Annotated in this window: 10 protein-coding genes; 3 read left to right on the top strand and 7 right to left on the bottom strand. The window is 44.0% G+C overall.

Annotation, left to right across the window (positions count from 1 at the left end; all coding sequences use genetic code 11):
* Window positions 1-7: 7 nt before the first annotated feature.
* Together L1D60_RS05635 and L1D60_RS05630 are read right to left on the bottom strand one after the other, a co-directional pair.
* Window positions 8-2,488 carry an EAL domain-containing protein gene (locus L1D60_RS05635; protein WP_239840126.1) on the bottom strand — a complete coding sequence of 827 codons (2,481 nt, stop codon included), beginning with the start codon at window positions 2,486-2,488 and terminating at the stop codon, window positions 8-10.
* The gene (locus tag L1D60_RS05630) at window positions 2,488-3,600 is read right to left on the bottom strand and encodes a substrate-binding domain-containing protein (RefSeq protein WP_239840125.1); all 1,113 of its coding nucleotides are present in this window, start codon (window positions 3,598-3,600) and stop codon (window positions 2,488-2,490) included. Before L1D60_RS05630 ends, L1D60_RS05635 begins: the two co-directional genes overlap by 1 nt.
* Window positions 3,601-3,681: 81 nt before the next feature.
* Between L1D60_RS05630 and L1D60_RS05625 the strand changes: the two genes are divergently transcribed.
* Window positions 3,682-4,776, top strand: coding sequence for a substrate-binding domain-containing protein (locus L1D60_RS05625; RefSeq protein ID WP_239840124.1), 1,095 nt, complete (start codon window positions 3,682-3,684; stop codon window positions 4,774-4,776).
* 146 nt (window positions 4,777-4,922) lie between these two features.
* Here the strand turns inward: L1D60_RS05625 and L1D60_RS05620 are convergent, their stop codons facing one another.
* Together L1D60_RS05620 and L1D60_RS05615 are read right to left on the bottom strand one after the other, a co-directional pair.
* Window positions 4,923-6,608 (bottom strand): alkaline phosphatase family protein, encoded by a 1,686-nt coding sequence (locus L1D60_RS05620; RefSeq protein ID WP_239840123.1) that lies wholly within the window; start codon window positions 6,606-6,608, stop codon window positions 4,923-4,925.
* A gap of 147 nt (window positions 6,609-6,755) precedes the next feature.
* Entirely contained in the window at window positions 6,756-7,541 is a 786-nt protein-coding gene (locus L1D60_RS05615; RefSeq protein ID WP_239840122.1) for an SUMF1/EgtB/PvdO family nonheme iron enzyme, read from the bottom strand.
* Window positions 7,542-7,677: 136 nt separating this feature from the next.
* Here L1D60_RS05615 and L1D60_RS05610 point away from each other — a divergent pair, with 136 nt between their 5' ends.
* Window positions 7,678-9,000, top strand: a complete 1,323-nt coding sequence (locus L1D60_RS05610) for an anaerobic sulfatase maturase (protein ID WP_239840121.1) — start codon at window positions 7,678-7,680, stop codon at window positions 8,998-9,000.
* A gap of 18 nt (window positions 9,001-9,018) precedes the next feature.
* Window positions 9,019-10,074, top strand: coding sequence for a hypothetical protein (locus tag L1D60_RS05605; protein WP_239840466.1), 1,056 nt, complete (start codon window positions 9,019-9,021; stop codon window positions 10,072-10,074).
* A 56-nt stretch (window positions 10,075-10,130) separates the two neighbouring features.
* Here the strand turns inward: L1D60_RS05605 and L1D60_RS05600 are convergent, their stop codons facing one another.
* From L1D60_RS05600 to L1D60_RS05590, 3 genes are read right to left on the bottom strand one after another with little or no spacing between them, the layout of a single operon-like run.
* Entirely contained in the window at window positions 10,131-11,180 is a 1,050-nt protein-coding gene (locus tag L1D60_RS05600) for a porin (protein ID WP_239840120.1), read from the bottom strand.
* A 2-nt stretch (window positions 11,181-11,182) separates the two neighbouring features.
* Complete coding sequence (locus L1D60_RS05595) at window positions 11,183-11,659, bottom strand: hypothetical protein (RefSeq protein ID WP_239840119.1); 477 nt, start codon at window positions 11,657-11,659, stop codon at window positions 11,183-11,185.
* 9 nt (window positions 11,660-11,668) lie between these two features.
* On the bottom strand, window positions 11,669-14,935 hold the full coding sequence (locus tag L1D60_RS05590; RefSeq protein ID WP_239840118.1) for a response regulator: 3,267 nt from the start codon (window positions 14,933-14,935) through the stop codon (window positions 11,669-11,671).
* Between the last annotated feature and the right edge of the window lie 24 nt (window positions 14,936-14,959).

Here is a 14,959-nt window from a genome sequence, read left to right as displayed (position 1 = left end):
AGCCAAACTAGACTGAGGCTTGCTTGGGAAGTTGCTCCCTGTTCTCTAAATAATAGGACACCCAATCGTCAACTGGCAGTGGGCGAGCAAAGAAGTAACCTTGTGCGTATTTACAGCCAATCTGGCGCAGTGTTGTTACGTGACATTGTGTCTCTAGGCCTTCAGCAATCACTGAAAAGTTTAGTATTTGCGCGAGCTTGAGAATCGCACATGTAATTTCATAGTCTACTTTTGATGAGTTGATGTCCTCAACAAAGCTGCGATCGAGTTTGACGCAATCTGCGGATAAGTTTTTCAATACCGATAGCGATGAATATCCTGTCCCAAAATCATCAATTGCGATCTTATAACCTTTTGAGTGAAGAAGCTCTATCGTGCGGGAGCAGGTTTCAAAATCTCGCATCATGTCGCGCTCTGTTATTTCAAGCAGTAGTTGATGAGGCTGACAATCCGTTTGGTCCAAGATCTCCTGTAACTGCTCTGCTAGGTCTGTTTTGTAGAACATTCGCGCGGAGAAGTTAATGGAGAAGGTGACGCCCTCAAGGTCAATACCATCACGTTGCCATCCGGTAATAAGGTTAGCCACTTTTTTGAATACCCATTTATCAATGTCGATAATTAGGTCGCTTTTCTCAGCAACTTCTAGGAAGTCGATAGGTGGAAGCAGCCCAAGCTTAGGATGCTGCCAACGAACTAATGCCTCAGCACCTATAATCTCTTGGGTATTGAGATCGACTTTCGGTTGGAAAAATACTTCCAACTCATCATTGGTGATTGCTTGACGAAGACCCATATTGGTTTCAATCAGATCATGAGCTTCATGGGTCATTTTGTCGGCGTAAACCTTGTGTCTATCTCTACCATTTCGCTTAGCGTGATACATCGCAGTATCCGCATTTCTAATTAAGGTTTCACGATCCGCACCGTGTGTTGGGTATTCGCACACACCAATACTGGCCGAGACGAATATCGGGTTGTTATCAATGTAATACGGTCTTCTCAGCGCATGATTCAAGCGTTGCGCTATGGGCTCACTCTCTTCTAATCTCATGTTTGGATAAACGACTAAGAACTCATCACCGCCCATTCGAGCAACGAAACCGCGATCGCCCACAACACTGGTCAAAATATCAGAGACGCTCACCAACAGGTTGTCGCCAGGCGCATGACCGAGAGAGTCGTTGATGGTTTTGAACTCATCAATATCAAGGTAAAACAGTAGGAACGGTGAACTGTTTTCGATGGACTGTTGAATCTCTTTGTCGAGCTGTTTGGTCGCCAGTAAACGGTTAGATAAACCAGTCAGTGGATCGTGGTGAGCAAGAAAATCGAAATTCTTTTTCTCTTCGGTTAAATCTAAATAAGCTTCAGAGAGTCGAGAAGCCATATCGTTATATGCTTTCTCTAAGTGCGACCATTCATCGTTTCGACCTAAATTGATCGGTTTTTTAAGGCTACCTGACTCTAGACGGTCAAAACCGAGCCTCAATGCGTTCAATGGTTTTCGTATGTGGTGCCTAACAACTTGATTCACGAGCAATGTCGATAATAAAACGGCGAATAGGCTGATAATGATGGCGTTAAAGCGCGAGTTTCCGATCTCTTTTTCTAATTTGTCAGTCAGCGCCAAGGCTTGTCCTTGCACTCGAGATTCCGTATTTTCCACCATTTCAAGTAGCTCGCTTTGTGCGTCTAACAGAGAAGCCATCACGAGCCAGCGTTGCTCTAAATTCGCTCGAATACGTTTAAGTGCGGCGTTGTAGCGTTTAACCGTTTTATTGATCTTCTCTTTTTCAGCGATGACCGCGGCGGTTTTAATATCAACGTTTTCTAGATGAAGTAGAAAGATATCGAGTTCTTTCTCGACTTCTATGATCAGAACCTTTTCCGTTTCGGGAGTGATTCGACTGTGTATATCGCCAATCATTTTCCCCGAGGTTAAAAACGACTCTCTCAACATATTAAATAGGTCGAGTTCGTTGTCATAATTGATGAGGTTAGGTTGTTCAATAAGCTTCAACTTACTGTCTGCTATCGCGAATTCGAGCTGATCAAGTTGCTCGGACAGAGTGATATCGATCTGATTGGTCTGTTTTAAAATTCTGTTGAGTGCCAGAGAGCTGCCTAAAAAGCGATGAAAGTTGTCGATGAACGCATCAATCTTTTTGGAAAACTCCTCATTGGTCGATAAGTCTCTTAACTTTTGTAGTTGAAAATCCACATTGAACGCTTCTTCTGAGAGCGTGGTTTCACTGAACAAAAAAGTTTGCTCTAAAAGCTTAACGCGTGATGTCAGCGCGAATACGCGGCGGCTGATTTCAGAGTTTACAATGAGCTCTGAAACGTGCGTTGACGTTTCTGTTTTGAGTGTCGACTCGACATAATAGAGTGAGCGAATAACAACGATCACAGCCAAGCTAACTATAAGCAGCGAAACAAGGTTGGATAAAATGAGTCGTTGAGTGATGTTTATCTGATGTAACTTCATTAACGCTTCCAAATCTTCAGATAGGCTTCACGATAGCCATTTTGAGGGTCGTAGACCCCTTTGTCTTCTTGGCCGATAAGTTCTTCGACATTGTCTGGCGTAACCAGATGTACCGGAGCGGAGTAGCCACTTGGTGGCATCCCATTAAATGCCCGATTAAGCTCATCGACAATTTGCCAACCTTGTAAATACAACGGCTCTGGAACGGTAGCCAGTTGAAATTGCTTACGGTTAATTCGTTTGTATGCAGCTTTACTGCCATCGCCAGCTGAAATGTTTTGTGGCACTGGCTTATGTTGCTCGACACTCGTCTCTAGTGAAGGGATGGCATAATCGATATAGAGATCATTGATCGCGAGCAGGTGAGTAATTTCATTGCCATATTTCTTTTCGAGCATCTGAAGGGTTGCAGGCATCTGCTCCGCAATCTTGTCCAGAGGTAGATAGTTCAGCTCTAAGACTTCACATCTATCACAGCGTTTGATGGTCTCGACCATAGCGTTTGCTTTGATCATCGCTATTTCATAGTTGGGGTCAGTAAACACCACGGTTTTGGCTTGACCATTCGAATTAACAATCGCTAACAGTGCGGCGACTTTCGCTACTGCAAGTGGGTCTGTAGTGATGTTGGTGTATAAACCTATTTCTGGGTTGCCGCCGACAAATTCGGTTGCGTGCCAGCCGATAACGACAATACCTAAATCTTTCGCTTTCTTTAAAATCTCTTTATGTCGAACGGCGTCAATCCCACCTAATACTATGGCGTCAGGTTTAAAGCTAATTGCTTTGCGAATGGCCGCACCTTGACGAACCTCTGAACCTAAGCCATCGATGAACCTCAAGTGCCAATTGATGTTTGAGATAGCTTCGGATATGCCACGACCGACGCCGTAAACGCCGCCGTTACGAAGATCTGACGCAACAAAAATCACGTTCTTCTCATGGAGAACTTTAGGGCCCTGCGTCGGTCCGTCCCACTGCTGCTGACTGGCTACTGCTCGTGTCACTTTTTCCTTCGCATATTCGAAGAACAGCGAATCGTTGTCTGCAAAGCTGGGGGGAATGGAGACAATCACAAGCAGCAAAATCACATATTTTAACATTTTATTCATAATGTTTATAAAAGGCTTTAATCTATAACGGCTCTATATTTATAATATTGTCAATAAACATTCAAACTTTTGGTAACATTTATGCCGGGTCAGCGTTATAAAAACCTTTTATCGATCCTACTAACTGTAGGGTCTTTACTCTCTTTTACTAGCAATGCTGACGGGGTGCGACCTGAGGCAGATGTACAAAAACTTGAGAAGTTTCAAGAGACTGTCAGTGGCGAACCCATTGCTTTAGCGTCAAAGACGCTCGAAAATCCCGTTCGAATCGCCTTAATTTATCCAAGTGCAGATATTTCTGACTTTTGGATAAGAAACTATGTGGCATTGAAGGAGCGACTTATCGCCTTGGCGTTGCCGTTTGAAATTGACCAGTTCACCTCTAAGCAGATTGAGCATTCACTGCAAACTCAATACATCGAGCAAGTGCTCGCTTCTGAAGTTCCCTATGACTTTGTGATTTTTGGTCCATCGGAATTAGGATTGCAGGCGGAGAATATTCAGCGGTTGTCCGCATCTGATCGCTTTAAGACCTTTATATGGGCATTTCATACACCCAATGAGCAGTGGATTCACCAACCGGATAGTTGGTTTGATTTCTCAAGTACGATGGGTGCTGAAGTGCTGTGCGATCATGTTGTGAAGGAGTTGGGGGAAGATGTTGAGTTTTCTGCCAATCGTGGAATACCAGGGATAACCGACACGCAACGCTCGCAAGGCTTCATTGATTGTGTTGAAGAGAAGGGGAATTGGCTGACCGTGTATGAACATTTTGGTCAGTATCAGAAAATTGGCGGCGCAGATGGCATTCGTCTCGTTTTAGGTAACTTCCCGGAAGTAACAATGGTACACAACGCCAATACCGCGATGACGATCGGAGCGATTGATGCGCTTAACGAGGCAGGAAAGTCATCAGATATCTACGTGACAGGGTGGGGCGGAACAGCGAAAGAGATCGAGAAAATCCGTTCTGATGAGCTTGACGCGACACCGATGCGAATGAGCGATGACCTCGGTGTTGCAACGGCAGAAGCGATTAAATTTCACCTAGAAAATCGAGAGTCAGAAGTGCCATTGGTTTATCTGGGAAGAATCACCGTTGTACATAATAAAATGAATGACGACCAACTAGACAAGTTAACGGAAGAAGCATTTCGTTATTCTGGAAAGCACTAATACTTTTGATGAATAATCGTCATTGATGATTATTCATCGCTCTCAATGTGAAAGAGCCGTTTATGTAGAGTGACTCAATAGGTCTTTCTAGATAAACGGCTCTTATTAATATTCAAACACTCAAATTGTGAAATAAGCGGGTTTGATTACTCGGTGATCTCTGACAGAACTTCACCAACTGCACCACTTGGTTGAGTAATACCTAGCTTATTAGATAGGGTCGGAGCGATGTCATATGGCGTAATGCTTCGCGACACTTTCTGCCCCTTCACATCATAACCTGCGAAAATAACGGGAACATGCGTATCGTAGCGCCATGGCGAGCCATGAGTCGAAGCGATCTGTAACCCTTCCATATCATTGATGTAGCTGCGAGGGGCAAACACAATATAAACGTCACCAGAGCGAGCTGGGTGATAGTTGTTTTTAATCAGGTCCATAATATGTGTATTTGGTACTCGATTGGCCGCGATGTCTGTACTCGACACGGCATAAGCGACACCTTCCACTTTTGAAACTTCATCAGCGATCGCTGCCTGTACTTTTGCTAAGTCGACATTTTTCTCTTTGATCAAATCATGATTTAGGTAGACGTAAGGCTGAGCATAAAGACGAATCGCATCTTTACTGAGTCCAAACTCATCTTTAAGTCGTTTCTCAACACCTGCAGACAACAACGCATCTTTGTTAAAGTATTGAGCTTGGGTGAAGCCTAGAGCATTGGCCGCTGGCGAAGATTCAGGTACGCCATGATCAGCAGACAACACGATTAAGGTATTCTCTAACCCCACTTGATTGTCGACGTTTTTGAGTAGCTTAGCTAAGGTTTTGTCTAATCGAATCAGGTTATCTTCCGCTTCCAGACTTTCTGGACCGTAAAGGTGAATAACATAGTCGTTCGACGAAAAGCTCACTGATAGATAGTCAGTCGCTTTACCTTGTCCAAGCTTTTCTTGCATCAACAAGGTGCTAGCAAAATTTTCTGTGATTTCGTCACCAGCAGGACTGACAGTTAGCATAGTACTGTAGTACTTGTAGCTTGATGGACCATAAGGGTGAGGGAAGGTGCGCTGGAAGCCAGCAAGCTCTACTTTATGGTCTGGATTGTGCTCTTCTAGAGTGTAAGCCTCTCTTGGAAGTGATAGATCCCATTTCTGCTTGGAATATTGACTAGGAATGGCCTTTTCGTTCCAGCGCTCAACCCAAGCTGGATACTCATCATAGTAGTAATTACTGGTAACAAACTCGGATTGTGCTTTAGAAAACCAAAACGCTTTGCCGCTATGCCCAGCAAGAGAAATCGCGCCGCGGTCTTTAACGGATACAGCAAAAATTTTAGATTGACCGCTGTTTGAAATTGTCAGCTCATCACTAAAGGTCGTGGATAAAATAGGCTCTGGCGATCGACCATCACCACCTGCAGCCTTTTGCGTTGGGTCTATTTCTGTCGCTTTATCTACGCCAGCACCTGAGGTCAACATGTTGTAGTTTGCATCTTCAACGTTATATACCAGTCGCTCTTGGCTGCGGTCGTACCATACATTACCGACCATACCATGCACGCTTGGTGGAGCGCCTGTTGCTAAAGAAACGTGACCAACAATGGTCTCGGTATTGCCATGTTGGTAGTGTGCGTTGGTGTAGTAGGTACCATCTTCCATTAAGTAGCGAAAACCACCTTCGCCAAAGTTGTGTTGGTATCGCTCCAAGAGATCGGCACGAAGTCCATCGACGGTAATTTGAAGTACTAAATTAGGTTGTTTTTCTGAAGCAAGTGTAGGTAGGGAACAGACAAGCGCTAAAGCGAGTCCAGACAGTTTTGCATATTGCATAGCGTACCCTTGAGAGTTGTTATTGTCACTGACGTTCAAACAATGGTTATAAGTAGTGTGAGACAATGGTGTTTTAGTTCGTCTCCGCTTCCTTATAACCATCAGTTATGTCATGACGGACGACTTTAGCCGACCGTAATGTAATAGTTATTGATCTTTTACTAGGCGTAAGCCCATATCTGACATGGTGATAGACTGGCTTGCAAAGTCACGTCTGAAGCTTTCAGATTCAACACTGTCGTAGGCAAAACTTCCACCACGGACAGATTTATGTGACAAGCCAATATCACTGTGCTTGGCATTGTTCGGGTTGTCGGAAGGTGCGTATCGGTAGTAGGTATCATCGAACGCATCGATAACAAACTCACCAACGTTGCCTGTCATATCATATAAGCCTAGTTCATTAGGTTGTTTTAAGCCTACTGGATGAGCACTATTTTTTGAGTTTTTTGAATACCAAGCAACGTCATCTAAGTTGTTGGAACCACTATAGATATATCCCTGACTTTTATTCCCGCCTTTGGCAGCAAACTCCCATTCTGCTTCCGTTGGTAGACGGTAATTTTCACCGGTGAGTTCATTGAGTTGTTCAACGAAATAGACGGCTTGTTGCCAACTTAGGTTGTTCACTGGCACTTGTGGATTAGGGAAGTAACTCATTGATGAACCCATGACAGATTCGAAGATCTCTTGGGTAACTTCAAACTTGGAGATATAGAAGCTGTTTACGGTGACTTCACGCGCTGGTGTTTCAGCTTTTTTCGCGTAATCGGCGTCTGAACCCATAGTAAAACTGCCGCCTTCGACCAGTACCATGTCTTGATTGATACGTTGAGCAACAGGGTGTTCAGGATTCGTCGCACAGCCAGAAACCATTAAAGCAACTAATATGCTGCCAGCAGTTGTTAAGTGTCTGTAATTTAAGCTTTTCATGTGAAGCCTCTATCGAATGGGAGAGGCTTAATTTTACCCGTTTAGGTCATTCCAATTAGTTATAAAGGGTATAACAAGCTACTGATAGCAAGGCGTTTTATTATGAGCTCAGACACTAAAAATAGGTACATGAATCATGCATATTACTCAAGGTCCTCAATATAACGGTAAGGCTTCAAAACGATTACATGTTATGGCGAAACCAATTGGTGCGGCATGCAACATAGATTGCACGTACTGTTATTACCTAAGTAAGCAGGATTTGTTGGAGTACAAGAAAGGTTGTTCTCCAAAGATGGACGATGAAACACTAGAAACCTATATCCGCCAATACATCGAAGGTCAGAATACCCCTGAAATCATTTTCTCGTGGCAAGGCGGTGAGCCAACCATGCTTGGCCTTGAATACTTCCAAAAGATTGTGGAACTTCAGAAAAAATATCAGCCGCAAGGCGTCATCATATCGAACGACTTACAAACCAATGGCACCTTATTGAATGATGAATGGTGTCAATTCTTGTCTGAGCACAACTTTTTAATTGGTCTTAGCATTGACGGACCCGAGTTATTACACAACACCTACCGCACCAACAAAGCAGGTCGTGGCACATTTAAGCAAGTAATGGCTGCGGTTGATCTGCTGCATAAATACCAAGTGAAATTTGCAACCCTCACATGCGTCAACAACCTTACTAGTCAGAACCCATTGGAAGTGTATCGTTTCTTGCGCGACGTGGTTAAGTCGCCGCAGATGCAGTTTATTCCTATTGTTGAGCAGAAAACCTTCCGCACGGTTGCACCACAGACGTCTGAGTTCGACGCGCAACTTACCCAAGGTGACAAACGACTGATACCGGGTCATAAAGATTCAGTAATGGAGTCGTGGTGTGTATCTGATCTCGCGTGGGGTAACTTCCTCATTGCTGTGTTCGATGAGTGGGCGAGAAACGACATTGGTAAGGTTTTCGTACAGTATTTTGAGGCCAGCGTAGAAACGTGGATGGGACGTCCAAACCCATTGTGCACTTTGAACGAGCTATGCGGTAAGGGCTTAGCTATGGAGCCGAATGGTGACGTGTTTGCTTGTGACCACTATGTGTATCCTGAATACAAAGTGGGCAATATCCACCATCAAAAGCTCGATCAAATGGCTTACAGCCCATCGCAACAAACCTTTGGTTTTGCGAAGTCGAGAACCCTGACAAGCCAGTGCCAGAAGTGTGATTACAAATTTGCCTGTCATGGTGAGTGCCCGAAAAATAGATTCATCAAAACTCGTGATGGTGAGTCAGGATTAAACTATTTGTGTGCAGGCTGGCATAAGTTCTTTTCTCATGTTGATAAGTCAATGGCTTATATTCTGCGTGCGATGGGACACCCGGTCGCACACGGCAAATTCAGTGACGCTGCGTTAATTGCTCACCGTCGCCAGCAACCGACATTCGAAACTAAGTTTTAACTGGAACGAGGCATTATGATGATTAAAAGAAGTTTAGCGACAGTTATCGCTCTTACGATTTCAACGTCGAGCTTTGCAGCAGCTAACAATTCAAGTGAAGTACAAGTCGATTCGACAATGCTGGTGCCTGCTGAAACCCAAGTTACAGGCGAGCTTTCGAATGATCCACAGCAGCGAATTCAACAGCTCTCATACATGGCGCAAGATCAGTCGCAGTCCATACAAAACCGTACTGGTGCTTTGCGAGCTTTGGGGGCATATCCAAGCCAAAATGCACTTGTAGCTGTGGCGCGAGGGTTGAAAGATTCAAACTCTGAAGTACGTGAGGCGGCAGTTATTGGTGCAGCGCCTTATCCATTCGAGCATCGCTGGACACTGATTTCTCCGCTATTGAATGATGAATCGAAAATGGTTCAGCACAGTGCAGCTTCTAACCTTGTACGTGATTACAGTGTGATGACGCAAGAGCAGAAAGCTCAATTGGATCAGCCTGTCACGTCTTTGATTGAGTTCTTGGAGCAACAAACGACCCAAGAGTATCAGCTGCTTTTGGCTGATGTACTGCGTTGGTCTGGAGAGCCAGAAAAAGCGGAAACCATCTATATCGAGCTTGTTAAAACTCGAATGGCTGACTCGCAAGTTTGGTTGAGCTTTGCTGATAATTATCGTGCCCAAGGTAAAGATAAAGAAGCCGTGCGCATATTGGATCGTGGCCTTGAAAAATTGCCAGACAATGCAGCATTGCACTACTCAAAATCGCTGACGCTTGTACGTTTAGAGGATAAAAATGCCGCTGCTGTTGAAATCGAGAAAGCGGCTCACTTAGCCGAAAACAATAGCTACTACTGGTATCTTAACGGTGTACTTCAAGAACCTTTGAGTATCGATAAATCGACAGAGTCGTTTGAGAAAGCCTATATGATTTCGGGGTCGCCAGAGCAGTTGTACGCTGTGTGTGACATCTACGTCCGTTACGGTAACGACAAGAGCGATGAGTGTTTAATGGAACTGAGTAAAGTTGCACCAGATTACGTGATCAAACAGCTAGAAGAGAAGCGCATCGACCCTAGCTAACGAATAAAGAGAGCTCAACTTGGTTGAGCTCTTTTAGTACCCATTGATTCACAGGTTTAGAAAACAAAATTGAGCATGATGGTATACAGCATTGCATCATCGTCAGTTGGGGTATCAATAAAGGCACCGGAGCCTCTGCGTGCTTCAAAATATTGTATCTCACCATTGAGCGATACATTTGGAAGTACATCGTAATCAACACCTAAGGTATAGCTATTACCAGACAGGTGCTCATGATCATTAAACTGCGCACCATAAACCGCATAAGGCGTAAATAAACCTATGTGGTAACCAAAGCTGGTATAGAACGATGATGAAAAGTCATTGGTTTGCGCCTCTGCTGCAACAACCGCACTTCCAAATTCGTATTCAGTACCTAGTGACCATAGCTGAATATGTTGATTTTCACTTGTTGGTAGAGGCCCGATACCAGCAATCGTCAGCTTTTGGTCGAAGTTAGAGTCGAGGAACGCAGCATTCCAACGGTAATCTTCTCCGCTGATCACCATGTTGATACCAAACATTCGATTGGTCGTAAATTTGATATCGGTCGTGCTATCAAATTCAACCTCGTTTTCGTCTTTGATGCCGTAAAAAGGCGTTAATTGAAGGCTAGCTTCATCGGTCAGTTCATAGTTCCAAGAAACCTTAGCACCATTAAAGGCGGTTATCCCGAGAATACTGTTGTATACCTCAGTGGGTGGCCTAGCCGTCATGTAAGCTTGTCCAACGTAATAGTATTCCGATGCTAGGAACAGAGGTAGGCGCAATCGACCTACACTGAAATCAAAATCGTTGTATTCGTAGCCGATGTAAGCCCACTCTAATGCAGGATCACTCCAGTCGTCTTGTGGTCGCTTGACCACCTGAACGGACGCTCTTAACGCATTAAGGTAATAATCGAGTTGAAGACCGAATGTTGTGTCACAGTCGTAGCAGTTTTCGTCTGTAAAGCCGCGATTGATCATTAAAAGGGTATCGTTATCTGATCTTGCCCATGATGTTGAGCCAAAGCCACTTAAAGACAAGCTGTCTGTGAGCTCGATAACCGCAAAAGCAGGAGAGGCGAGAGCACAACCTAATACTGACGTTACTATTTTTTTCATCGTTATTTCTCCGCGCTAATTACGTAGAGCACATTGGCGTTTTGAGGGATGGAATCTAATGGCGCGTAACCGATGCGGTTAGGCTTGTCGTTTAACCAATTAATGAGATTCTCAGGGTTTGGGGCCTTAATCTCTTTCGGGTGTCTTGCCTTACCGGAGAATGAGAGGCTTGCCCAATGTGCATTCATCTGTGCGGTGTTTTTGCCTAACAGCAGTTGATAGAAATCTTGTCTTTCACTGGTATTGGCTGGCCAGTCAGAAAGCTCTACGCGTTTGCCGTTCAAGCGTTTGGTTTTACCCCTGTAGAGTTTCCTTGCTTTGTTTATCGTTATCTCTTGAAACTCAGAATCAAGTGAAAAAATGGCGTATTCGCCTACGGCATGAGCGGGATTCATTAATAACAAACAACCAAAGAGGCCAAGAACAACAGGTTTGATTGTTCTATGTTGAAGTTGGGTAAGTGTATTTCGCCAGTCCATTGGATACTCCTAATTTGTGGCACTTTCAATCTGGTGAAACAGTTTGTCTTTTCGAACGGGTTTAGCGACGTAACCATCCATACCTGAGTCGTAACATTTTTGGATATCATCATCGATGACACTTGCGGTGAGGGCGATAATCGGCGTTTTGTTCAGGCCGAAGCTCTGTTCATGTTCACGAATCTCTCGAGTTGCAGCAAACCCATCTTTCACTGGCATCATGCAATCCATCAAAATCACATCGTAGCTATTGTCTTTTCGATACATATCAACAGCTATTTGCCCATTGTCAGCGATCTCATAGGAGTATCCGGCCTTTTTGAGCATCACAGATGCGACTTTTTGATTTACGCGATTGTCTTCAACTAACAGAATCTTTTCAGATTTAGCGACAATGCTCTCTACCTCTTCTTTGGGCGCTGAAGCACTTTGTACTGAAGGTTGCGGTACTGAAACGTGTGGCTCAGTTTGCTGAGGCTCTTTCACACTATTGATAGGTGTTACTGTCGCGATCTGCTCTTCAGGTTTGGATTGCTGAGCTTGTAAGATAGGGCTACTTGCTTGAATCGCTGAAATGACTTTCTCTTTTAACATTTCAAACTTAAACGGCTTGGGAATATAGTCATCCATGCCTACGTCGAAACATCGTTGAATATCGTCATCGATAACACTGGCCGTGAGTGCGATGATTGGTATACGGCGTGAAGAGTTAATCTCTTGTTCGATTCTTCGTATATTGGCAGTCGCTTCGAAGCCATCCATAACCGGCATCATACAGTCCATTAAAATAGCGGCGTAATTTGGATTACTGGTATACATATTAACGGCTTCTTGGCCATTGTTGGCAAACTCAAACGTGTAGCCGCTTTTGCCGACATGCAGCCCTGCAATCTTTTGATTTATTTTATTGTCTTCAACAATCAAAATTACCTGTGAAGCACACTGCTTCAATACGCGATTCTCAGAGCGTTCAGCTTGTCCTTGGTTATCACAATGTTCTAGAGCTTTGATTAATCTTAGACCGAGTAGTGGCTGTGAAACTTGAGCGGTGATACTTGGGCCAAGGTCAACAGGTTCACTCAAAAACGAACGAATAAGACAGACCTTCGCTCCCTTACCGCTCGCATCGTCTAGTTGTTTCGCATAATCGCTGGCCTGAAGATGAGGCTCTTCACCAAAGATAATGGTTGTCGGCTTACTGTTATCTACAGCATCGAGTAGGCTTGGGAGCTCATTCGGTGTGTTTGATGTTTTGGATAGAGTGAGTGAATAGAACTCCAATTCTTGCTTAATTCGCTGTGTAAGATCTTGATTGCTGCTAATCAAGATAATGTTGGAAGTGGCAGTGCTCGGTTTAGCTGCATCCACGTCAACGGGCAGTTCAAGATCAAAATAGAAACAACTGCCTTCCCCTTTCACTGAATCAAGCTGGATCTTTCCACCCATCAACTCGACTAACTGGGTACTAATGGCTAAGCCAAGTCCCGTACCGCCAAATTGACGGGTAGTAGAATCATCTTCTTGAGCAAAGGGTTCAAATATCTGTTTCTGTTGTTTCTCATCGATACCTATACCAGTATCGCGAACAGAGAAGCGTACTTTTACGCTGCGACTTTGGGGTGCGTCATCGTCATTGGCGATACTCGAACTACTGTTGTTCAGGGTATCAATAGATAGAGTAACTGAACCCTCAGTAGTAAATTTCACCGCATTAGACATAAAATTCATCAACACTTGTCTTAAGCGGTGGTCATCGATCATGACACGACTTGGCGTGTTTGCGCTGATATTAACGTTGAGTTCTATTTTTTGCTCTTTAGCCTTCGGAGCAACAATCGAAGCAATGTCATAAATCGATTCACGGATTGAGGCCGAGTGAGGACTTATAAGTAGCATTCCCGATTCGATTTTTGAGAAATCGAGAATGTCATTAATAAGGCTAAGGAGTAGGTGCGACGAAGTGTCAATGGTGTCGACATAGTCTCGTTGTGTCGGTGTAAGCTGAGTATCGGATAAGATCTCAGAAATACCAATGACCCCGTTAAGTGGTGTTCGGATTTCATGGGACATATTGGCCAGAAAACTACTTTTCGCTTTACTCGCCTGAATGGCATCGTCTTTCGCTTTTTCTGCGTCCTCTTTAGCTAATGTTAGTTTCTCTTTGGCGTGCTCTCGTTCAATGGTGAGTCTTTCAACTTGTTGTGCAAACAAACTTAACTCATCTTTACCCTGAACAAGTTTCTCCAAGGAAGGGCGCTCTCGCTCGTTTTCACTCTTAAGGAAACTCAGAATTAAACCTAAGTTGTTTGTTACTTGTCGAGCTAAGCTGATAGTCAGCCCCATCACAACTGCAGCGAGTAGCGTTACTAATCCTATAAATAGGGTTCTTTGCATCTGTGCGTTGCTGATCGCGAGTTCTACTTCATTTTGGAACTCTCGTTTAATGATGTTTGATAAATCTTGGAGTAGATTCAGTCTAGCGCTCATCGCGATCAAACCAGTACTTATCTCTTCTGGCGACAATTGACTGATAGCTTCCGAGCTTAATAGGGCGCTTCTAATATCCTGACTTTGAATGAAAACCTCGTTGCGGAACACTTCTACCATTTGTGCCACTTGGTTTTCATTGGCATTGAGAGTAATGAAACGTTCTAAGAACAACTGTTGTCTTTCACTTAATGTTTGTATCTGTTCGGCTAATTCAGGGTCATATTCTTGGTGGTTTTGAAAAATGTCGATCAGCGAGGTACTTAGCTTAAACTCTTCATTCGACCAAAATGAGAGCCACTCCAACTGCTGGAGCGCATTCAAGTGTTGTTGAATCTCACGTTTAGTGACTTCAAATGGTACGCGCTCAATGGATAACAAAAGTTGCTTGTAGAGGTCACTTTGCCATTCGATCGCGTCCAGCTTATCAAAGCTGTCGTTAGCTTCCATGGTCGACAATGTTGCTTCGCTAAAGTCAGAAAGCAGCTGGTTTACCTCATTTGATTGCTCACGGAATATGATCGGAGATAGGGTCTTGAGCTCCTCTTTTGCTTGAGCGCTTTGAGCCACAAAACTGGTAGGGTCGGGAGCGAGTGTACTCCTGTAAAGTATTGATATATCTTGCAAATAAACAGCTAACTTATTAGTTCGTTCAAAGTCATGTAACTGTTCAGTTAAGAATAGTGCTTGTCTACCCGCAAGGAACAGCAGCAAGAAGATAGGAAGTAGTACTAAGCCGAAGAGTTTGTGTTTGACTGACAAGTTATTCCATATTGTTTTTGTAGACATATAGGTTCCATCCAACTACACGCA

This window comes from Vibrio sp. Isolate30 (genome assembly GCF_022397975.1).
Lineage (GTDB): Bacteria > Pseudomonadota > Gammaproteobacteria > Enterobacterales > Vibrionaceae > Vibrio > Vibrio fortis.
The sequence above is the reverse complement of the archived record's forward strand: the minus strand, read 5'-3'. Positions and strand labels throughout refer to the sequence as shown.

Excerpts from the sequence above, each read along its gene's own strand:
- L1D60_RS05635 (WP_239840126.1), bottom strand. The coding sequence starts at position 2,488 with ATGAAGTTACATCAGATAAACATCACTCAACGACTCATTTTATCCAAC.
- L1D60_RS05630 (WP_239840125.1), bottom strand. The coding sequence starts at position 3,600 with ATGAATAAAATGTTAAAATATGTGATTTTGCTGCTTGTGATTGTCTCC.
- L1D60_RS05625 (WP_239840124.1), top strand. The coding sequence starts at position 3,682 with ATGCCGGGTCAGCGTTATAAAAACCTTTTATCGATCCTACTAACTGTA.
- L1D60_RS05620 (WP_239840123.1), bottom strand. The coding sequence starts at position 6,608 with ATGCAATATGCAAAACTGTCTGGACTCGCTTTAGCGCTTGTCTGTTCC.
- L1D60_RS05615 (WP_239840122.1), bottom strand. The coding sequence starts at position 7,541 with ATGAAAAGCTTAAATTACAGACACTTAACAACTGCTGGCAGCATATTA.
- L1D60_RS05610 (WP_239840121.1), top strand. The coding sequence starts at position 7,678 with ATGCATATTACTCAAGGTCCTCAATATAACGGTAAGGCTTCAAAACGA.
- L1D60_RS05605 (WP_239840466.1), top strand. The coding sequence starts at position 9,019 with ATGATTAAAAGAAGTTTAGCGACAGTTATCGCTCTTACGATTTCAACG.
- L1D60_RS05600 (WP_239840120.1), bottom strand. The coding sequence starts at position 11,180 with ATGAAAAAAATAGTAACGTCAGTATTAGGTTGTGCTCTCGCCTCTCCT.
- L1D60_RS05595 (WP_239840119.1), bottom strand. The coding sequence starts at position 11,659 with ATGGACTGGCGAAATACACTTACCCAACTTCAACATAGAACAATCAAA.
- L1D60_RS05590 (WP_239840118.1), bottom strand. The coding sequence starts at position 14,935 with ATGTCTACAAAAACAATATGGAATAACTTGTCAGTCAAACACAAACTC.